This window comes from Pseudomonas sp. SLBN-26 (assembly GCF_006715895.1).
Classification (GTDB): domain Bacteria; phylum Pseudomonadota; class Gammaproteobacteria; order Pseudomonadales; family Pseudomonadaceae; genus Metapseudomonas; species Metapseudomonas otitidis.
In genome coordinates this window covers 555492-575257 of the sequence record NZ_VFOB01000001.1, presented here as the reverse complement: position 1 = coordinate 575257, position 19766 = coordinate 555492, and the positions used below count along the sequence as shown (strand labels likewise).

General features: G+C 70.4%; 21 protein-coding genes. 2 read left to right on the top strand and 19 right to left on the bottom strand.

Annotated features, from left to right (window positions below):
• Window positions 1–9 precede the first annotated feature (9 nt).
• The 16 genes from FBY21_RS02705 to flgB all read right to left on the bottom strand — a co-directional run bounded on the left by FBY21_RS02705 (window position 10) and on the right by flgB (window position 13748).
• Complete coding sequence (locus FBY21_RS02705) at window positions 10–999, bottom strand: flagellar hook-length control protein FliK (protein WP_142008460.1); 990 nt, start codon at window positions 997–999, stop codon at window positions 10–12.
• A gap of 3 nt (window positions 1000–1002) precedes the next feature.
• The gene (locus FBY21_RS02700; protein ID WP_142008459.1) at window positions 1003–1317 is read right to left on the bottom strand and encodes a hypothetical protein; all 315 of its coding nucleotides are present in this window, start codon (window positions 1315–1317) and stop codon (window positions 1003–1005) included.
• Window positions 1301–1699, bottom strand: a complete 399-nt coding sequence (gene fliS, locus FBY21_RS02695) for a flagellar export chaperone FliS (protein ID WP_044406994.1) — start codon at window positions 1697–1699, stop codon at window positions 1301–1303. Before fliS ends, FBY21_RS02700 begins: the two co-directional genes overlap by 17 nt.
• Window positions 1696–3021: a flagellar filament capping protein FliD gene (fliD, locus tag FBY21_RS02690; RefSeq protein WP_074967956.1), complete on the bottom strand. Its 1326-nt coding sequence runs from the start codon at window positions 3019–3021 to the stop codon at window positions 1696–1698. Before fliD ends, fliS begins: the two co-directional genes overlap by 4 nt.
• Before the next feature lie 393 nt (window positions 3022–3414).
• Complete coding sequence (locus FBY21_RS02685; protein WP_142008457.1) at window positions 3415–4455, bottom strand: hypothetical protein; 1041 nt, start codon at window positions 4453–4455, stop codon at window positions 3415–3417.
• A 13-nt stretch (window positions 4456–4468) separates the two neighbouring features.
• Entirely contained in the window at window positions 4469–5383 is a 915-nt protein-coding gene (gene flgL / locus FBY21_RS02680) for a flagellar hook-associated protein FlgL (protein WP_142008455.1), read from the bottom strand.
• Window positions 5384–5393: 10 nt separating this feature from the next.
• Window positions 5394–6758, bottom strand: coding sequence for a flagellar hook-associated protein FlgK (gene flgK / locus FBY21_RS02675; RefSeq protein ID WP_142008453.1), 1365 nt, complete (start codon window positions 6756–6758; stop codon window positions 5394–5396).
• The gene (locus FBY21_RS02670; protein WP_142008451.1) at window positions 6755–7729 is read right to left on the bottom strand and encodes a transglycosylase SLT domain-containing protein; all 975 of its coding nucleotides are present in this window, start codon (window positions 7727–7729) and stop codon (window positions 6755–6757) included. The genes flgK and FBY21_RS02670 overlap by 4 nt, the downstream gene beginning before the upstream one ends.
• 9 nt (window positions 7730–7738) lie before the next feature.
• Window positions 7739–8842 carry a flagellar basal body P-ring protein FlgI gene (locus tag FBY21_RS02665; protein ID WP_142008449.1) on the bottom strand — a complete coding sequence of 368 codons (1104 nt, stop codon included), beginning with the start codon at window positions 8840–8842 and terminating at the stop codon, window positions 7739–7741.
• 12 nt (window positions 8843–8854) lie between these two features.
• Window positions 8855–9526: a flagellar basal body L-ring protein FlgH gene (gene flgH / locus FBY21_RS02660; protein ID WP_044407089.1), complete on the bottom strand. Its 672-nt coding sequence runs from the start codon at window positions 9524–9526 to the stop codon at window positions 8855–8857.
• Between the two features lie 8 nt (window positions 9527–9534).
• Window positions 9535–10320 (bottom strand): flagellar basal-body rod protein FlgG, encoded by a 786-nt coding sequence (gene flgG / locus FBY21_RS02655; RefSeq protein ID WP_142008447.1) that lies wholly within the window; start codon window positions 10318–10320, stop codon window positions 9535–9537.
• A gap of 31 nt (window positions 10321–10351) precedes the next feature.
• Window positions 10352–11083, bottom strand: coding sequence for a flagellar basal body rod protein FlgF (locus FBY21_RS02650; protein ID WP_142008445.1), 732 nt, complete (start codon window positions 11081–11083; stop codon window positions 10352–10354).
• A 10-nt stretch (window positions 11084–11093) separates the two neighbouring features.
• Window positions 11094–12278, bottom strand: coding sequence for a flagellar hook protein FlgE (gene flgE, locus FBY21_RS02645; RefSeq protein WP_142008443.1), 1185 nt, complete (start codon window positions 12276–12278; stop codon window positions 11094–11096).
• Between the two features lie 20 nt (window positions 12279–12298).
• A complete protein-coding gene (locus FBY21_RS02640) occupies window positions 12299–12958 on the bottom strand; it encodes a flagellar hook capping FlgD N-terminal domain-containing protein (protein ID WP_142008441.1) in 660 nt (219 codons plus the stop codon).
• Window positions 12958–13386, bottom strand: a complete 429-nt coding sequence (flgC, locus tag FBY21_RS02635) for a flagellar basal body rod protein FlgC (RefSeq protein ID WP_044407022.1) — start codon at window positions 13384–13386, stop codon at window positions 12958–12960. Before flgC ends, FBY21_RS02640 begins: the two co-directional genes overlap by 1 nt.
• Before the next feature lie 2 nt (window positions 13387–13388).
• Window positions 13389–13748 (bottom strand): flagellar basal body rod protein FlgB, encoded by a 360-nt coding sequence (gene flgB, locus FBY21_RS02630; protein ID WP_044407025.1) that lies wholly within the window; start codon window positions 13746–13748, stop codon window positions 13389–13391.
• A gap of 205 nt (window positions 13749–13953) precedes the next feature.
• Between flgB and flgA the strand changes: the two genes are divergently transcribed.
• Window positions 13954–14625 carry a flagellar basal body P-ring formation chaperone FlgA gene (gene flgA / locus FBY21_RS02625; RefSeq protein WP_160158554.1) on the top strand — a complete coding sequence of 224 codons (672 nt, stop codon included), beginning with the start codon at window positions 13954–13956 and terminating at the stop codon, window positions 14623–14625.
• 6 nt (window positions 14626–14631) lie between these two features.
• Here the strand turns inward: flgA and lapD are convergent, their stop codons facing one another.
• The 3 genes from lapD to FBY21_RS02610 all read right to left on the bottom strand — a co-directional run bounded on the left by lapD (window position 14632) and on the right by FBY21_RS02610 (window position 18186).
• Complete coding sequence (gene lapD, locus FBY21_RS02620) at window positions 14632–16569, bottom strand: cyclic di-GMP receptor LapD (protein ID WP_142008437.1); 1938 nt, start codon at window positions 16567–16569, stop codon at window positions 14632–14634.
• A 10-nt stretch (window positions 16570–16579) separates the two neighbouring features.
• Window positions 16580–17278 carry a cysteine protease LapG gene (gene lapG / locus FBY21_RS02615; protein WP_142016218.1) on the bottom strand — a complete coding sequence of 233 codons (699 nt, stop codon included), beginning with the start codon at window positions 17276–17278 and terminating at the stop codon, window positions 16580–16582.
• A 77-nt stretch (window positions 17279–17355) separates the two neighbouring features.
• Window positions 17356–18186, bottom strand: a complete 831-nt coding sequence (locus FBY21_RS02610) for a TlpA disulfide reductase family protein (RefSeq protein WP_142008435.1) — start codon at window positions 18184–18186, stop codon at window positions 17356–17358.
• 161 nt (window positions 18187–18347) lie between these two features.
• Here FBY21_RS02610 and FBY21_RS02605 point away from each other — a divergent pair, with 161 nt between their 5' ends.
• Window positions 18348–19706 carry an MBL fold metallo-hydrolase RNA specificity domain-containing protein gene (locus FBY21_RS02605; RefSeq protein ID WP_142008433.1) on the top strand — a complete coding sequence of 453 codons (1359 nt, stop codon included), beginning with the start codon at window positions 18348–18350 and terminating at the stop codon, window positions 19704–19706.
• The last annotated feature ends 60 nt before the right edge of the window (window positions 19707–19766 follow it).

Genomic DNA, 19766 nt, shown 5'->3' with positions numbered 1-19766 from the left:
CTCGGTGAATCAGACGGTTGCCAGCACGTCGTCCCGGCCATCGTGGCGGGCGCTCTGGCGTTGGGTGTCGAGGGGGTTGGCGTGGATCGCCAGCACGGCGGGGCCGTCATCGCGCCCCTGCCGCTCGCGGCCCGGTTGCCCGGAGCCGCCCTCGGTGGAAACCGAGACGCTGACCGGCAGGCCCTGCTGCCCGGCCAGGTCCTGGCGCAGGCGCTCGCTGCCCTGCTGCAGCAGGCGTGCGACGTCGCCCTGGGACGCGGCGATCTGCACGCTGAGCTGGCCGCCTTCCTGGCGCAGGACGATCTCCAGGCTGCCCAGCTCGGCCGGGTCCAGGCGCAGCCGGGCACTCTGGCTGCGCTGGCCCAGCTGCAGCTCCACGCTGTCACGCAGGGCCTGCAGCATCTGCTCGCCCCAGCGCGCCTGGGGGCCAGGCAGGTGCACCGTGCGCTCCAGCGGTCGTTCCGCCGTGGTCTCGGCCACCTGGGTCGGCCGCCCTGGCGAGGGGGCAAACCGTGGCAGCTCCAGCAGCGGTTCGCGCAGGCTGGCCTCGACGGGCAGGCGCCCGGGGGCCGAGTCCTGCCGCTCGCGGGTGCTCGGTTCCATCTGGACGGGTACGGGCTCACCCTCGGGCAGCAGCGTCTGGGCAGGCATGGCCTCCCCTGCCCAGGCCGGGCGCTGTCGCGGCAAGGCCAGGCGCTCGTTCAGCCCCTCCGGCATGTCATGGCGTACCGGGTCCCGCAGGGTTACCTGCAGGTCACGCTGGCCCTGGGCAAGGGCCAGCAGCGAGGTCGGGTCGATAAATTCGGTGGGTTGGGCGCTACCCGCTGCCTCGTCCACGGCGGGTGCCATCGGGGGTGGCGCCTCCTGGGCGAGCAGCGCCAGGATCGGGTCCCAGGCCTCCACGGCCTCGGGGCGCTCGTCGGCAGCACGGGCGGCGCTCGGCAAGGCAGGGGCTTGCTCCGCCCCGCTGGGGGGCGGCGCCAGGGTGTTGATGTCCATGGGTCAGGCTCCGGTTTGGCAATCCGTGGTCAGGTAGGCCTGGCGGCCCTCGGCGGCGTCCAGGTCATGGCTGAGCTGGCGCTCCAGGCGGCGCAGCTCCGCGCGGCAATCCCGCTGAGCCTGCTGGTGCAGGCGGCGCATGCGGCGGCACACCAGGCAGTCGGCGACGCCGACGTGCCCCTGCTGGCGCAGCGCACGGAGGCAGGTGGCGATCTGGGCATCCAGGGGTGCTAGGGCCTCCCATTCGTGGCCTGTGAGCACTTGCACCAGGCGATCGGCCAGCGCCGCAAGGCGGCGGTGTTCAGCGGCGAGTGGCATTGACCCCCTCCCAGCCTTCGCGCAGCACGCCCAGCAGGCGCACCACTTCGTCCAGCCCCTCCAGGGAAAGGGACACGCTGACCTCGGACAGGCGATAGATGCAGTAGTCGTAGAGTCTCGCCAGGCCCTGCACCAGCTCGCCGCCGGCCTCGTAGTCGAGGGCGCTGGACAGGCCGTTGAGGATGTTCAGGCACTTCTCCAGCGACTGGCCCTTCTGCTGGTACTGGCGCGCCTCGATGTGGCCACGGGCGCGGGCCAGCTCGTCCAGCAGGCCGTCGAACAGCACCAGCACCAACTCGTAGGGGGCCGCGGCGGCGGTGCGGGCCTCCAGGTCCACGGCGCGGTAGCCGCCGTAGCTGTCGTCCAGGTTGAACCCGTTCATGCGAACAGCCCTCCGGTCTGCTGCATCGAGGCCAGGGCCTGGGTCATCGCCGTGTACTGGCGCAGGTAGCGCTGGTAGGAGGTGTCGTACTGCCGCTGCAGGCTCTCGAACACGCCATCCATGCGACGGATGTTGCTGGCGATGGCATCGCGGCGGCTCTTCAGCTGACCCGTGCTGCCGATGTAGGGCGTGAGGCTGCGCTCCAGGCTTTCCACCAGGCGTCCGGGTTCGCGGAACAGCTTGTCCAGCTCCCCGGGTTGCTCGGCCAGGGCCTTCTCAAGGCGCTTGGTGTCCAGCGTGAGCTTGCCGTTGCGGTCGGCGCTGACGCCGTACTCCACCAGGCTGCGACCCCCGAAGCCGCTGCGCAGCACGGCATTGAGCCGGTTTTCGATGCTGCGCACGGTGGCGTCACCGGCCAGCGGCCCGCGACCGCTGCCGTCACTTCCGCCGCTCGCGGTGAGGCTGTCGAAGCTGCCCAGCAAGGTATTGAAGGCATCGATGAAGCCTTGCACGCGCTCGCGGGTACCCTTCTCGTCCCGGCGCACGGTGACCTGCAGCGGGCTTTCCCCCGGGCGGTGGGCCTGGGTGAAGGTCAGCGAAACCCCCTCCACCACACCGTCGAATCGGTTGGTCGGCTGGGTCAGCAACAGACCGTCCTCGCCCCCCAGGCGGACCTGGGCGTCCCGTGCCTCGGCCAGGGTCCGCGGGTTGGCAACAGCGGCCGCCAGCGGGCCGGAGCCCCCCTGGAGGGACAGGCTGATCGCCTGCGCAGCACCGCTTTCCCGCGCACTGAGCACCAGGGACAGCTTGCCGTCCGCCCGTACCAGCGTCGTGCTGATGCCACTGCCGGCCAGGGTCGTGGACAGCGCCTGCTGCAGCTCCTCGGGGCTGTTGCGGCCATCACCGTCGCGGTCGACGCTGGCCAGGTCCAGGCTGTAGGACTTGCCGGCCTGCTGAAGGGTCAGCACCCCCTGGGTGCCGATGCCGTCCGCCGTCAGCCCTTCCAGGGCCACCTGGTGGGCACTGGCCAGGCGCTCGACGAAGAAGCTGTAGCGCCCCGTGCTGGCAGTCGCCCCGACCTGGGCCGTCGCCCGGCCCTCCTGACTGAACACGGCCTCGTTGGCCAGGATCGGCCGAGTCTCGCTCTTGAACTCGCGGATCGACGTGCTGAAGGTGCGCAGCGCCTTGTCGAGGTTCGCCAGCGCATCGCCCTGGGCACGGTAGGCCTGCTGACTGCGATTGGCCCGCGCCCGGGCTGCCTGCACCTCGAAGGTGGCCAACTGGGTGGCCTGCTGGCGGGCGTATTCGGTATCGATGTTCATCGGGATGGCTCCTTGGAACTGGCAATGGTGACCAGCGCCGGAGCAAGGCCGATGCCAACTGCTGAAAGCCTCGGATCACGGGGCTTCCAGCCTTTTGCGGAGGAAGCTCGGCAAGGCGGGCGCACGTCCCCTGAGGAATGCAGGTTTCCGCTTGCTTCCTGTTTCGGCGTCTATCCGCCAACCACTGGCGGACGTGCTGACGGGTTCTCCCAGAGAGCAGGTCGGCAGCAAAGACGCACGTGCGGAGACGCCCCTGGCAAATGGGCGCGATCAGAAGCAGCAGATGCAGAGGGTACGAGGGCGAGGGAAACGGGCAGGCTGACGAGTCTGGCGGGGGCATAAAAAAGCCCGCACCCGGCGCGGCTCAAACACCGGGGCGGGCAAGGAGCAACCTCAGGCCAGCAGGCTGACCACGGTGAAGCGCGAGAGCTGGGCCTGGGCGATCACGGCCTGGGCGAGTGCGCCGTAGGCGTTCGGGCCCTGGCCCATCAGGTCGTACAGGGAGCGGGCGAAGGCCTGGGCCCATTGGCGTTCGTCCCGGGCGTCGGCCTGGGCGAGGAATTCGCGGATGTCCTCCTGCCGCTGGGCCAGTTGGTCGCGCAGGGTGTCGATGCGCTCCAGCACGCCGAGCACGGAGTCGAGCAGGCTGCGCAGCTCCCGGGGGCTTTGCCCGAGGGGTTCAGACAGGGCCTGCAGGCCCTCTTCACGGCTGGCCAGGCCACGCCGCTCGCGGGGGAACAGGCCGCCCTCCCCTTGCACCTGCAACTGGTCCTGCAGGGTGCGCCACTGGGCTTCGGGGGCGCTGAAGCGCAGGGCGCCGTCGCTGTCCAGCTCGGCGCGCAGGCCGGCGGCGCCGAGGCCCTGATTGAAGCGGCGCAGCACCTGTTCCGGGGCCAGCCCTTCATCCAGGGCCACGGCCAGGGCTTCGCCCGGCTGACGGGTGAAGCTGAACACCAGGGTTTCGCGGCCCGCGGCGCGGATGGCCTCCAGGGAGTCCAGCCCCTCCAGGCGGAAGCGGCTGCGCACGGGCTCGCCAAGGCGCAGCCGCAGGTCGGCGTCCAGGGACTGCGCGGTGCGCGCACCGCGTTGCTGCAGCAGGGCATTCACCTCGCGGGTGGCCTGGCGCAGGGTTTCGCGGTCGGCGGGGCGCGAGGCGGCCAGTTCGCGGCCGAGGTTGAGCTTGAGGTGGTCGAGGCGTCCGGCCAGTTCGCCCAGGTACTGGTCGGTGGCCTGCATCTGGCTCAGTTGCTGGTTGAGCTGCAGGTTGAAGCTGGACGGTTTGCCGGGCGAGCGCTGGGCCGGGCTGCGCGGCGTCGGACGGTCGGGCGCCACCGTGCGCGACGGGGCGCTGGTGGGCTGGGCTGCCGGCGTCTGCTGCCGCTCACGGGGGGGCGGCAATGTGGTGGGTGAGAGTGCGGTGGGGTCGACCTTCATGGTTCGGCCTCGGTCAGAGCAGGTTGAACAGGGACAGGTCCTGGATCGCCAGGTAGGTCTTCTGGCTGGCCTTGATCGACAGTTTGTAGTTCTCCAGGTCGAGCTGGGCGCTGGGGTAGTCCAGGTGGGAAAGGTCGTACTCGAGCCGCTGGTTGACCAGCGAGCGGTCCTCGTTGGCCTGGGTGAGCAGGTTCAGGGTGCCCTGCCGCCCTCCCAGTTCGGTGATGGCGGCGAGCACGCCGTCGAGGCTGCGGTCGAGCACATCCAGCAGCTCACCGGTCTGCTTCACCAGGGCCGGGTCGCCGCTCTGCATGCCGGGGGCGAGGAAGGCCTGCTGCAACGCGTGCAGGCCATTGAGCACCGGCAGGTCGGGGCCGAGCATGGCCAGCAGCGTGACGTTCTCGTCCAGCAGCACGCCGCTGTCCACCACGGCCTGGCGTACGCCGGCATTGCCGCCGGGGCTGTAGCGCCCGGTGGCCGGGTCCTGCAGCAGGGCCGGCTGGTCGATGCGGGTGCCGGAGAACAGGTAGCGCCCGGACTCGTCGCGGCTGTTGAGCAGGCCGGCCAGCAGGCCTTCCAGTGTCTTCATCTCCGCGGCGATGGCGCCCAGGTCCTGCTCGGAGTGGGTGCCGTTGCGAGCCCACAGCAGCATGTCGCGGATGCTGAGCAAGGCATTCGAGGTCGAGCGCAACTGGGTCTCCTGGGCGCCGAGGCTGGAGGAGACGCTGCCGATGTTGAGTCGGTACTGGGCCAGGCCTGCCTCCTCCCGTGCGTTGCGCAGCAGACGGACGCTGGCGATGGGGTCGTCGGAGGGCTGCAGGATGCGCCGGTTGCTGGAGACCTGCTGCATCAGCCGCCCCACTTCCAGGCCGTTGCGGTTGAGCGCTTCGCCCATCAGTGCGCGGGTCTGGGCATTGGTGACACGCATGGGGATCTCCTCAGAAGCTCGCCAGCATGGCGTCGAACAGGGTGTTGGCAGTGGCGATCACCTTCATGTTGGCCTGGTAGGCCTGCTGGTAGGCGATCAGGTTGGCGGCCTCTTCGTCGTCGTTGACGGCGCTGGTGCCGTCGCGCAGTGCCTGGGCCTGGCGGGTCACCTGGGTGGCGGCGGCGAGGTCGCCCTGGTTCTGCCGGCTGGCGCTGGCCACCTGGCCGAGCAGGCCGGCGTAGGCCTCGTTGAAGGTGGTGGACGAGCCACCCAGCAGCACCGGCTGGCGGCGCACTTCGAACAGCGCCAGCAGGGTGCGGTTGTTGCCGGCCTCGCCGGGGGTGTCGGAGAACGCCAACTGGTCAGGGGTGATCCCGGTCAGCACCAGCAGCTGGCTGATGCTGCCCGGCTGGTGACGGAACAGGGGCTGGCCCGGGTCGCCGTTGCGGTCATAGCCGGTGGTGAGCACGTCGTTGACGCGGCTGGCGAAGGCTCCGGCCATTTCCCGCAGCAACGCCTGCTTGGGCCGCAGCAACTGCGTTTCGCTGGTCTGCAGCGCCCCCAGTGTGCCGCCCAGGCCATTGGGAGAGAGGCCGGCACGGGTGGTGGCGAACTGCAGTTCGATGCGCTGGCGGCCATCACCGTCGCGCACCACCTCCAACCGGCTGGGGGTGCCGCCGATCACCAGCGGCTGGCCGCTGTCCAGGGCGATGTCGTAGGCACCCTCGGCGCTCTCCCGGACCTGCAGGCGCACATGCTGGCCGAGCGCCTTGACCATCTCGTCGCGGTGGTCCTGCAGGGTGGCGATGTCGCCGCCCACGGCCTTCGCCTCGGTGATGCGGCGATTCATCAGGGCCAGGTTGGCGGTGAGCGCGTTGATGTCCACCACCACCGCCTCGCGCTGGGCAGCCAGGCCGTCGAGCTGGGCCTGGAGCCCGTTGGAAAGGCTGTTGAAGCGTTGCGCCAGGTTGCCCGCCTCGGTCAGCAACTGCTGGCGAAGGGCCTGGGACGACGGGGTGGCGCTGGCCTCGCTGACGGCGGCGAAGAACTGGTCGAGACCCTTGCTGATGTTGGAGCCCTCGCCCGCCAGGAGGCTTTCCACGGCCTGAAAGTAGGGCCGTGCGCCCGCCTGCAGCTGCTGCTCGGCACCGGCGCGCCACAGCTGGCGGTTCTGGAAGGCATCGGCGATGCGGCGGATGGCGGCCACGTCGACGCCGGCGCCCGGCGAAGTGCCCTGCCCGACCCGCGACTGCAGCACCGGGTCCAGGCGGCTGTAGCCGGCGGTGTTGCGGTTGGCGGTGTTCTGCGCCGTGGCGGCCAGGGCGATCTGGCTCGCCTGCAGGCCGGTCAGGGCGATCTGGCTGATCAGGCTCACGCGTCGTTCTCCTCGTGCCCGGTTCGGATGCTGGGGGCGAAGGCCGCCGAATGGGCCGGCGGATTGCCTCTTGCGGGAGAAGGGGCGACCGGCCGGCTCGGGCCGTTAAGGTCGCGGAGGATGCTGCGGGTGTAGGCGCGGGTCTCGGCGAAGGGGATGGACTCCACCCAGGCCTCGGTGGACACCTCGCCCAGGCGCGGGTCGCCGAAGCGCTGCAGCCACTCGTCCACCCGGCCGGGCCCGGCGTTGTAGGCGGCCAGGGCCAGGGCCGGCTGCTGGTCGTAGCGCGCCAGCAACTGTTCCAGGTAGGCGCGCCCCAGGCGCAGGTTGTAGCCGGGGTCGTCCAGCAGGCGCTGCGGGTCGAACGGCAGCCCCAGGGCCTGGGCCATGTCCCGGGCGGTGTCCGGCATCAGCTGCATCAGGCCCAGGGCGCCCTTGGCCGAGACCGCTCGCGCGTCGCCGGCGGACTCGTGACGGACCACGCTGCCCACCAGTGCGCGGAGCCCTGCGCTGCCCCGGGCCAGGGTCGACAGCGGCGTGGCAGCGCTGGCGGCGAGCCCGGCGGCCCCCGCCAGCCAGGTGCCCATGGCCCGGCTGCGGGCAGGTTGCGCCGGGGTCGGCATGGGGGGCGGCAGGTGGCCGGCCGGTGCAGCAGGCACTGCGCCGGGCTCGGGCGGCTCGCCGCCGAGCTGGCTGACCAGCAGCCCGGCGATGCCGGCCTGGCCGCTGCCGGCCAGGTGCCGGGCCAGGGCCTCGTCATGCAGGTCGCGCAGGGTGTCGAGCTGGCGGCTGCGCAGGGGGTTGCCTTCGGACAGCACATCGCCGGCCTTGCGCATCTCCTTGAGCAGTTGCTGGAGGAACAGCGCCTCGAAGTCCTCCGAGGCGGCCTGCAGCTGGCTGCGCGGTGCACGGGCCGGGTTCAGGTCCCGGCCGGCCCGCAGCGTCAGCGAAGGGGGAAGGGTCGATGCCATGGGGCCTCCTCAGATCACCACCAGTTCGGCGTTCAGGGCCCCCGCGCGCTGCAGCGCCTGGAGGATGGTCATGATGTCGTCGGGGGTGGCGCCCAGGCGGTTGACGGTGTCGATGATGCTTTCCAGGGTGGTGCCTTCGGGCCACTTGAACATCGGGTTGGTCTGCTGCTCCACGTCCACCTCGGAGTTGGGGGTGACCGTGGTCTGCCCGCCGGAGAGCGGCGCCGGCTGGCTGACCTGGGGGTTCTCGCTGATGGTCACGCTGAGGGTGCCGTGGGCCACGGCGGCGGCCTTGACCCGCACCCCCTGCCCCACCACCACGGTGCCGGTGCGGCTGTTGAAGACCACCTTGGGCCGGGTCCGACCGGGGTCCACTTCCAGTTCTTCGAGCTGTGCCATGAAGGCCATCCGGGCGCTGGCGGATACCGGCGCGCGCACGGCCACGCGTGCTGAGGACAGGGCACTGGCGGTGTTGTCGCCGAACGTCTGGTTGAGCGACTCCACCACCCGGTTGACGCTCTGGAAGCCGGGCTCGCGCAGGCTCAGCAGCACCTCGGGGCGCTCGGCGAAGTCGCTGGGGATGCTGCGCTCCAGGCTGGCGCCATTGGGGATCAGCCCGGAGGTGGGGCTGTTGAGGGTAACGCTGGAGCCGCTCTGGCCTTCGGCCTTGACGCCCCCCACCAGCAGGTTGCCCTGGGCCACGGCGTAGACCTCGCCGTCGATGCCCTGCAGCGGTGTCATCAGCAACAGCCCGCCGCGCAGGCTCTTGGCATCCCCGAGGGACGACACGGTCACGTCCAGGGTCTGCCCCGGCCCGTAGCCGGGCGGCACGCTGGCGGTGACCATCACCGCGGCGGCGTTCTTCAGCTTGGGGTCGGTGCCCGGCGGCAGGTTGATGCCGAACTGCTTGACCATGTTGGCCACCGACTGGTTGGTGAACTTCACCTGGTTCTTGTCGCCGGTGCCGTCGAGCCCCACTACCAGGCCGTAGCCGAGCAGCTGGTTGTCGCGGACGCCTTCGACATCCACCAGGTCCATCAGCGGGACGCCGAGGCTGGCGGGTTGCCAGGCGAGCCCGAGCAGGCCGAGCAACAGGGTGGCAGGGATGCGCATGGGGGCACTCCGTTAGAGGGGGAACAGGGGGGAGGTGAAGAAGCGGGTCAGCCAGCCGGCGCTGTTGCTGTCGTTGAGCACGCCACGCCCGGCGTAGGAGATCCGCGCGTTGGCCACCTGCTGGGAGGACACGCGGTTGTCGCGGTCGATGTCGTCGATGCGCACCAGGCCGGTGAGGCGGATGTACTCGTCACCCTGGTTGAGCCGCAGGGCTTTCTCGCCCTTGACCAGCAGCACCCCGCCCGGCAGCACCCGGTGCACGGTCACGGCGATGGCGCCGCGCAAGGTGTTCTGCTGGGAACTCTTGGCCGAGCCGGAGAAGTCGCGCTCGGCACTGGCCTGGTTGTTCAGCCGGTTGTAGGGCCGGTTGCGCAGGGTCGGCAGGGGGATGTTCAGCGAGGAACTCTTGTCGAAGCTGGTGCCCGCGCTCTTGCTGGACTGGGTGGACTCGTCCAGCACCACGGTGACGATGTCGCCGACGCCGATGGCGCGCTTGTCGCGCAGCAGCGAGCCGCCGTAGCCGGACCGGAACAGCCCGCCGGAGGTGGCCGGCTGCCGGGCGTAGTCCAGCTCCGGCGGCTGGAAGGCGGAGGAGTCCTCGTCGGGCAGCAGCTCGCGGGCGCTCTGGCAGCCACCCGAGACCAGCGTCGCGATGAGCAGCAGCAGCAACAGCAGGACGCGCATCACGGTGCTCATACGGTCTGGTTCAGGAACTGCTGCATGCCGGAGGCGGCATCCAGCACCTTGGCGTTGGCCTCGTAGGCACGCTGGATGGCGATCATGCTGACCATGGCCTCCACCACCTGCACGTTGGAGCCTTCGAGCACCTTCTGCTTGATGTCGCCGAGGCCTTCCTGGCCGGCCACGCCCTCCACCGCCTCGCCGCTGGCCACCGTCTGCTTGTAGAGGTTGCCGCCCAGGGCCTCCAGGCCGCCGGGGTTGGTGAAGTTGGCGAGCATGATCTGCCCCAGCTCGCTGGGCTGGGCGGCCCCGGGGAGCACAGCGGTGACCAGGCCGTCGCGGCTGACGGTGAACTGGGTGGCCCCGGCGGGCACCTGGATGGCCGGCAGCAGCGGCAGGCCCTGGGCGGTCACCAGCATGCCCTCGCCATTGAGCTGCAGTTGGCCGTTCTCGGTGTACCAGGTCTCGCCGTTGGGCGACTCCACCTGGAAGAAGCCGGGCCCGACGATGGCCAGGTCCATCGGCTGGCCGGTGGGCTGCATGTTGCCTTCGGTGAACACCTTCTGCGTGCCGGCCACGCGCACCCCGCTGCCGAGCTGGATGCCCGAGGGCACGGTGTTGACCTGGTCGGCCTGGGCGCCGGGGGGCAGTTCGATGGCGTAGAACAGGTCCTCGAAAACGACGCGGTCGCTCTTGAAGCCGACGGTGTTGACGTTGGCCAGGTTGTTGGCCACCGCCGCCAGGGCGGTGTCCTGGGCGGCGAGCCCGGTCTTGCTGACCCAGAGGGCGGAACTCATGGGGGTTCTCCTTGGTGTGGGGGCGGCGCGCTCAGGCGCCGCGGATCATGCGGTTGCCGTTGGCGGCGAGGTCGTCGGCGGCCTTGAGCAGCTTCACCTGGGTCTCGAACAGGCGGCTGAGGCCGAGGGTGCCGGTGAGCTGCTCGATGGCCGAGACGTTGCTGCCCTCCAGGTAGCCGGCGGCCAGTTGCACCGTCTCACTGTCGGCGGCCGGGGTGCCGTCGACGGTCACCAGCAGGCCGGTGGCGTCCTTGCGCAGGCCGGCGGCGGGGATGTCGACGCGCTTGATGCGGCCGACCTCGGCCATCAGGTAGTCGCCGCGCGGCTGGATCGAGACGGTGCCGTCGCTGCCGATGGACAGCCGGTCGTAGGGGGGCAGCTGCAGCGGGCCACCGTCCCCCAGCACCGGCCGGCCGCCGAGGCTCAGGCGGCCTTCAGCGTCCACGGCCAGGCTGCCCTGGCGGGTGTAGGCCTCGCGGCCGTCCTCCAGTTGCACGGCGATCAGGCCGGGGCCGCGGATGGCCAGGTCCAGCTCGCGCCCGGTGGCCATCAGCGGGCCGGGGTTGAGGTCGAGGCCGCTCGGCTGCAGCCGGGCGAGGTGGCGGCTGGCGTAGCCGGTGCCCGGCACCTCCACGGCCTCGGCCCGCTCCAGGTCGGCGCGGAACCCCGGGGTGCTGACGTTGGCGAGGTTGTTGGCGCGTACGTCCAGGGCGGCCTGGGTGCGGTACGCGGCGGTCATGGCGGTGTAGCCCAGTCGGTCCATGGCGTGTTCCTCAGACGGCGGCGAACAGCGCCTGGATGAGGTCCTTGTTGGTGCTCACCACCTTGGTGTTGGCCTGGTAGTTGCGCTGCCCTTCCATCAGCCCCACCAGCTCGCGGGTGAGGTCGACGTTGGAGCCCTCCAGGGCCTTGCTGCTGATGGGGCCGAACTGGCCACTGTTGGGCGTGCCCAGCAGCGGCGTGCCGGAGGCGCTGGTCTCGCTCCAGCTGGTGCCGTTCTGGTTGGCCAGCCCGCCGGGGTTGGTGAAGCCCGCCAGCACCAGCTGGCCCTCCAGCAGGCGCTGGCCGTTGCTGAAGGTGGCGTAGAGGCGTCCGTCCTTCTCCACCGCCATGCCGGTGCGCTCGCCGGTGGCATAGCCGTTGGCGCGGTTGGTGCCGATGACGAAGGGCGAGCCGTACTGGGTGGAACCGGCGTAGCTGAGAGCCAGGTTCAGCGGCTCGACGCCGGGCAGCGGGTGGGTGATGGTCACCGGCCCCACGGGGGCGGCCAGGGTGCCGCTGGTGCTGAAGCTCAGGGGCTGGGAGGGACCGACACCGGCACCGTCGACGAAGTAGCGCACGTCCCACTGGTTGCTGCCGGTGTTGATGAAGTACTGCGTGAAGCTGTGCTTTTTCCCCTGGGAGTCATACACCGGCGTGGTCTGGGTGCAGGTGTAGGTATCCGGGTTGCTCGGGTCGAAGGGGGTGACCTTGGGCGGTGTGGCGTTGGCGTCGAGGTTGGCGGCGAAGTCCACCCGGTTGCTGGCCTGGGCCGGCAGGTTGCCGGTCTTCTGCTGCAGGTCACCGAGCACACCCGCCTGCAGCACGCCGGCCGCATCCACCGGGTAGCCCTGCAGCCGGCCACCGCCCGCCGTCAGGTAGCCCTGCTCGTCGGTACCGAACATGCCGGCGCGGGTGTAGCGGGTCTCGCCACCGGCGCTGCGGGTGATGAAGAAGCCGCCCCCGCCGATGGCCAGGTCCAGGTCACGACCGCTGGCGTTGATGGAGCCGCGCAGGCTGATGCTCTGGGTCACTGCCTGCACCTCCACGCCCATGGGCTGGCCGGAGGAATACAGGCTGGCGAACTCGGCGCGGGAGGACTTGAAGCCGGTGGTGGCGGAGTTGGCGATGTTGTGGCTGACAGCGTTCAGGTGCTGGTTCACCGCATTCAGCCCGGTCAGGGCGATGTTGAAGCTCATGGTCTACCTCACAGGGACAATCAGGCGCCGCCGAATTCGACGACGTTGTAGAAGGGCACTTGGCCAAGGCCGGCCACCTCCAGCACTGGGCCGGTGGCGCTGGTGCGGACCTGCACCACGCGGCCGGCCAGCTCAACCGGCGGCATCTCGCCGCTGTCGGTGCGCACCTCCAGGCGGTAGCGGCCCTCGGGCAGGCCGAGGGCGGCGGGGTCGATGCGCACGGGCACGCGGCCGGGCTGCTGGGGGCCGAGCTGCAGCGTGGTGCGCCGGCCGCTCTCGCTGACCAGTTCCAGCTGGGTGCTGCCCGAGGGGGATGTGAGGCGTATCTCGCCTTCGATCACGCGGCCGGCGAGGGTCACGCTGTCGCTGGCGACCTTGACCTGCTGGCCCACCAGCCCGGCGGCGGTGAGGGTCTGCAGGTTGTCCACCAGCACCAGGCTGCCCTGGGCGACCCGGGTCAGGTTGGCCATGCTGCGCACCTGGGCGAGGTTGGCGTACTGGTTGATGTACTGGCTGCTGTCGGCGGGGTTGGTCGGGTCCTGGTTCTGGATCTGCGCGCTCATGAGGGTGATGAAGGTGTTCTCCATCTGGGCCACGTCGCGCAGGTCGAAGGCCGGGTTGGCCTGCACCTCGCGACCGCCCGGGGTGCGGCTGGCGGTTTCGTTGTCGATGCGGTTCATCAGGCTTCTCCCAGGCGCAACAGGCCTTGCTGCATGCTCTTGACGCGGTTGAGGACCTCGACGTTGGTCTCGAAGCCGCGCGAGGCGGAGAGCATGTCGGTCATCTCCTCGATGGGGTTCACGTCCGGGTAGAACACGTAGCCGTCGCGGTCGGCCAGCGGGCTGCCCGGCTCGTAGCGCCGGCGCGGCTCGGCCTGGCTGGCGATCACGTCCAGCACCTGCACCCGGGCGCCGCCCAGGCCCGCCGGGCGGGACAGCTCGCCGTTCTCGTAGATGGCGGCGAACAGCGGCTTGCGCGGCCGGTACACGGCCTCGCGGCTGCCGGCGGCGGATTCGACGTTGGCCAGGTTGCTGGCGATGGTGTTGAGGCGCACGGTCTGGGCGTTCATGGCCGAGCCGGCGATGCGGTAGATGGCGTCGAAGGACATGGTCAACGGCCCTCGATGGCCTGCTTCAGGCCTCGGAACTTCATGGTGAGAAAGGTCAGGCTCGTCTGGAAATCCATGGCGTTGCGGGAAAATTCCGCCTGCTCCACGCCCTGCTCCACGCTGTTGCCATCCAGGGAGGGGTTGAACGGCACGCGGTACTTCAACCTCGGCGCCTGGTCCTCCAGGCCCGGCAGGCGGTACTCGGCGCCCTGGCGCATCTGCTCGGCGAAGTCGAAATCCCGGGCCCGGAAGCCGGGGGTGGACTCGTTCGCCAGGTTCGACGAGAGGATTTCGCTGCGCTGCATGCGCAATTCCAGCGCCTGGGCGTGAACCCTCAGGCTGTCTTCGATTCGTATACTCATGGGCCCTCGGCCTCCTCACGGATGGGGACGGATGCCCTATCGCAGGAAGCGTGCCGGGTTCGGGCACACCCTAAAATCCTCTTGTTTTTCAGTCAGTTGAATGAATTCATCAGCCAACCAGAATCGTCCCGGGCTTCCGCTTTCGAACGCCACCCGTGCCCACGCGGGAAGGCTCGCTTCCGCCCTCTTCCTCGTGCTCGCGGGCGTGGTTGCGCCCTGTACCCAGGCCGACACCAAGGTCGCCAGCCAGGTGCTGGAAGCGGTCGCCCAGCAGCAGGACGCGCGCCTCGACGCGCTCGCACTCAGCAAGGGCTGGCAAGACCTGGAGCACACACTGGAAAGCCAGGTGCTGGGAGAAACCGCGTCGCTGAAGCCCTGCAGCGGGCCCCTGTCAGTGACGGCCGAGGCCGCGCTGCCGAACCCCTTGGCACGCCAGCGCTACCGGGTGAAATGCCCGGAAGGCTGGCAGCGGGTGGTGGTGAGCCAGGCCAGCGTGCGCCTGCCGGTGCTGGTCAGCCGCGTCGCCATCGAGCGCAACGCGACGCTGGAGGCGCGCCAGCTGGAGCGAAAGGTCATGCCGCTGGAGCGCCTGCGCCGGGGCTTCTACCAGACCCCGGCAGAGGTGGTCGGCCAGAGCGCCCGGCGCAGCCTGCGCGCGGGCCAGGTGATCGGCCCGGCGAGCCTGGCGCCGCCGGTGCTGGTGCGCCGTGGGCAGCGGGTGACGGTGGTGGCGGCGGTGGGCGGATTGAACGCCTCGGTGGAGGCCGAGGCGCTGGAGGATGGCCGCCAGGGCGAGCGCATCAAGCTGCGCAACACCTCCAGCCGCAAGCCGCTGGAGGCGAAGGTGACGGGCCCGGGGCAGGTGCAACTGCCCTGAGCCCTGTCAGGCCCAGGGCGCCGGTTCGCCGAAGAGCCGGCCCTGCACGCCCTGGATGCCCATTTCACGCAGCACAGCCAGTTCCCCTTCGGTTTCCACGCGCTCGGCGATCAGCGGCAGGTCGATGCTGTTGGCCGCGCGCTGCATGGCCTCGATGAACAGGCGCTTGTCGTTCTCCTGGTCGATGGCGCGGATGTGGCTGCCGTCCACCTTGAGGTAGGCCAGGCCCAGGCGGGCCAGGTTGCCGATCATGCTGAAGCGCCCGCCGAAGTGCTGCAGGCTGAGGGCGAAGCCCAGTTCGCGCAGGCGCCGGGTGAGGCTTTCCAGCACGGCCTGGTCGGGCAGTTGGTCCTCTTCCAGCTCCAGGGTCAGGCGCGGGCCCAGCTCCGGGTGCTGGCGCAGCAGCTCGAAGGCGCGCTCCAGGGCGGCACGGTCGCGCAGCAGCGCGCCAGAGAGATTCAGGGCCAGCGGGCGGTCGTGCCCGGTCATCTGCTCCAGCACCCGCTGCAGCATCACCAGGTCGAGCCGGGCGGACCAGCCGAAGCGCTCCAGCCAGGGCAGGAAGCGGCCGGCGGCGATGCTGCCGCCCTGCCCGTCCGGCAGGCGCGAGAGCACCTTGTGGTGCAGCACGCGCTGGGGATCGCGGCTGTCCACCACCGGCTGGAAATACAGCTCGAAACGCCGGGCGGTCAGCGCCTCGTCCAGCAGGCGGTGCCAGGTGTGGCGGTCTTCACCGCCCTGCGCCGCGTCGCTGTGCTCGACGCAGGCCCAGGCCTGGCCGCCTTCGCGCTCGGCGCGGGCCAGGGCCTCGTCGGCCAGGCGCATCAGCTCGTCCTGGGCCTCGCCCGGGGCGAAGGGCGCGAGGCCGATGTGGGCCACCGGCAGGCTGTCGGTGGCACCGGTCTCGGCCAGGCTGACCAGCGCGGCGTCGAGGCGCTCGGCCAGGTGCTCGGCCTCCTCGCGGGTCAGCCCCGCGCCCAGCAGGACGAACTCGCCACCCCGGCTGCGGGCCAGGGGGAAGCCGGCACCGGCGCGCTTGAGCTGCTCGGCCACGGCCTTGAGCAACTGGTCGGTGCGCGGGCCACCGAGGCGCTGGTTGAGGCCGGCGAGGTCGTTGACCCGCAGCAGCAGCAGGTAGCCGTTGCAGGCGCGCTCGTCGCTGCCCAGGCGGTCCTGCAGCTGCAGTTCGAAATAGCGACGGTTGCCGAGGCCGGTGAGGCTGTCCTGGTAGGCCTCGTCGCGCAGCCGCTCGCTGCGTTCGGCCTGTTCCTGGAACAGCGCCTTGAGCTTCTCCACCATCTGGTTCATGGCCTGCACCACCCGGCGCAGCTCGGGGGTGCGCGGCAGTTGCGGCAGGCTGAGGAACTCGCGGCGGGCGATGGCGTGGGACTGCTCGACCATGTAGTCCAGCGGCTTGAGCTGGCGACGCAGCAGCACGGCACCCAGGCCGGCGCTGGCCAGGCCGCAGACCAGCAGCCAGCCGAGGGTGCCCAGGGCGGTCTGCCAGAGCTTGGCGATGGCGAACATCGGGTGGCTCTGCACCTCGACCCGTGCGGCCTGGGTCCAGCCACGGCTGACGATGGCGTCGCCCCCGGCGGACTGCAGCCCCACCAGGGCGACGAACCACTGCGGGACGTTGGCCGCCACCGCGTCCGGCACGCCGGTGCGCTCCACCATCACCTGGCCGGTGGCGGTGTCGACCACGCGGATGCGCTCGAAATAGCCGCTGTCGAAGATCGAGCTGACCATCAGCTCCACCATCGCCGGGTCGTCGATGTGCGGCGTCAGCGACAGGCCCAGCGCCGTGGCGGCGTCCTGGGCGTGGGAACGCAGCTGGTTCTCGTACTGCTCCCGGGAGCTTTCCAGGCTGACCATGAAGCTGCCGCTGAAGGCGACGACCAGAAACAGGCAGATGGCGATCAACAGTTGTTTGAACAGGGACATCCGGACTCCGCTATTCGCTCGTGGGAAAGCCTTCGGCTTTCATCTTCTTCAAAAGGTCCTGCCAGCGTGACAGCCGCTTGGAATCACCCACCTGCTTGCCGCCCTTGCCGGCGAGCCACAGGCCCTCGGCGTTGAAGGCGTACACCGGCAGCAGGTCGCTGCGCTGGCTGGCCGGCAGGATGCCGCCCACCAGGTTGTCCAGCACCAGGGGCACGGCGTCGGGCCGGGCGTAGTAGGTCAGCACCATGTGCGCCTGGTTCAGGCGCAGGGCCTTGACGTAGGTGATGCGCAATTTCTCGCTGGGTACGCCGAGGTGGCGCAGGCTGATGTACTTGGCGATGGCGTAGTCCTCGCAATCGCCGGCGCCCTTGCGCAGCGCCTCCACCGGGGTGGCCCAGTAGTCCACCTGGCCCCAGGTGGCGAGGTCGTCGGTGAAGCGCAGCTTGGCGTTGAAGAAGCGGTTCACCTCTTCCAGCTGCTTCTTCTCGTCGGCGCCGGCCAGGCGGCCCAGCAGGGCCTGCCATTCATCGACCCGGGCCTTGCCGGGACCGAGGGGGCCATAGAGGGCTTCGGCACGGCGGCTGATGAGGGCGAAATCCCAATCGGCGTGGAGCGCACCGGCCAGCAACGCCAGCAGGCATGGCGCGGCCAGCGCCAGCGTGCGCCACCCCCTTGCCCTGCCCTCGGTCCGTCCACTGCCTTGCACCATCGCCACCGACCACCAGGCCTGAAAACCCGGCGCGCATGGTGCGGATTCAGGGCGCAAAACTCAATGGCGTTGTGCCGCTACGGCGCGGCGTCGGCGGGGGGGATGTCGCGCTTCAGCACGCCCAGGGCCTGGACCAGGCTGGCGTGGGACAACTCGCCCAGGTGGCTGCCGACCTGGCGCCCCTCGGCATCGAAGAACAGCGTGGTGGGCAGCGCGCGGGAGCCGACCCGCTGCCCCAGCCGGGTGCCGCCGTCCAGCAGCACGTGGCCGAGGCTGAGCCCCTCCTTGGCCAGGTAGTGGCGGACCGTTTCGGCGTCCTCGCCCTGGTTGACGAACAGGAAGAGCACGTCGGCATGCTGCTGCGCGGCGCTGGCGAGCACCGGCATCTCGCGGCGACAGGGCGGGCACCAGGTGGCCCAGAGGTTCACCACCAGCGGCTGGCCCTGGTAGTCCTCCAGCCGCACCGGCCGGCCGTCGCGGTCCTGCAGGGCCACCGGCGGCAGGCGGGTGCCGCGCTCCAGGGCCTGCATCAGCGCCTGCCCCGTACCCCACAGCAGCAGCCCGCTGAGCAGCGCGACGCCCAGGGGCCGGCGCAGCGGCGGGCGCCGCCAGAGCAGCCAGCCGGCCAGCGCCAGGGCGGCCAGCACGCCGGGCCAGGCGATGAAGCCGCCGTCGCGGATGTCCAGCACCTGCCAGGGGGTCTCGCGGAAGTGCTCGGCATAGGCGACGACGAACGCCAGGCGCGCGCCCACCAGCGCCACCAGCAGCAGGTTGAACAGCACCGCCTCGGGGTTGTGCCCGCTGCGCCGCCCCAGCCACCCGCCAACGACGGTGGCCAGTAGCAGGCTGGCGAGGACCAGCAGGTGCGAAAGCGCCAGGGTGAAAGGCCCGAGGGTGAGGGTCAGCATGGGGTCTCCGGGGTGCCAGGGGCGTCGAACGGCCCGACGGTGGGGCGGCACCGTGCAGCAAACCGCGCAACTCTTCAAGCATTGCCCGGACTTGATCCAGCGCAGCGCCGCAGCACCTATGCTTCCCCAGAATCAGCGCATCAACGACAAGGAGGCAAACCATGCGCCTGTTCTTTCTGGGTGGAGCCGGGACGGTGACCGGCAGCAAGTACCTGCTGGACCACAACGGCAAGCGACTGCTGGTGGACTGCGGGCTGTTCCAGGGCTACAAGCAGCTGCGCGAGCGCAACTGGGACCACTTCCCGGTGCGCCCGCAGCGCCTGGACGCCATCGTGCTGACCCACGCCCACCTGGACCACAGCGGCTACCTGCCGGTGCTGGTGAAGGCCGGCTACCGGGGGCCGATCTACGCCACCGAGGCGACCTGCGAGCTGGCGCGCATCCTCCTGCTGGACAGCGGGCGGCTGCAGGAAGAGGAAGCCGAGTTCGCCAACCGCCACGGCTTCTCCCGCCATGCCCCGGCGCTGCCGCTGTACACCGAGGAAGACGCCGAGCGCACCCTGCGCCTGCTGCGCCCCCTGCCCTTCAACCGCAGCGTGGACATTCTCGGCGACCTGCGGGTGACCATGCGCCCGGCCGGCCACATTCTCGGCGCGGCCAGCGTGGAGCTGCGCGCCGGCGACATCACCCTGGGCTGCTCCGGCGATGTCGGCCGCCCCGACGATGCGCTGATGCTGCCCCCGCAGCCGCTGCAGGCCGCCGACTACCTGCTGGTGGAGTCCACCTACGGCAACCGCCACCACACCCCGACGATGGCCGAGGACCAGTTGGCCGAGGTCATCACCCGCACTGCCCTGCGCCGGGGCATCACCGTGGTCCCGGCCTTCGCCGTGGGCCGCGCGCAACTGCTGCTGCACCTGATCGACAAGCTCAAGCGCGCCGGGCGCATCCCCGATCTGCCGATCTACCTCAACAGCCCCATGGCCACCGACGTGACCGCGCTCTACCAGCGCTACGGCGACCTGCACCGGCTCAACGCCGAGGACTGCCTGGGCATGTGCAAGGTGGCGCACATCGTGCGTTCGGTGGACGAATCCAAACGCCTGGACGACATGCGCGCGCCCTCGGTGATCATCGCCGGCAGCGGCATGGCCACCGGCGGGCGGGTGCTGCACCACCTGAAGTCCCTGGCGCCCGACCCGCGCAACACCATCCTGCTGTCCGGCTACCAGGCCGGCGGCACCCGTGGCGCGCTGATCGCCGGTGGCGCCGACAAGGTGCGCATCCACGGCGTGGACGTGCCCATCCGCGCCGAGGTGGTCCAACTGGAAAACCTCTCCGCCCACGCCGATGCCGACGAGATCCTCGACTGGCTGCGCCAGTTGCCCAAGCCGCCGAAGCACACCTATGTGGTTCACGGTGAACCGGACGCCGCCGACTGCCTGCGCCGGCGCATCTCCCAGGAGCTGGGCTGGTCGGCCTCGGTGGCGGAACATCGCCAGCGCGTGAACCTCGAATGAGGACGGGGCGGCAAGCCTGGCAATCGGCGCAACGTCGGGCTTGCCGTCACGGGAAAAATT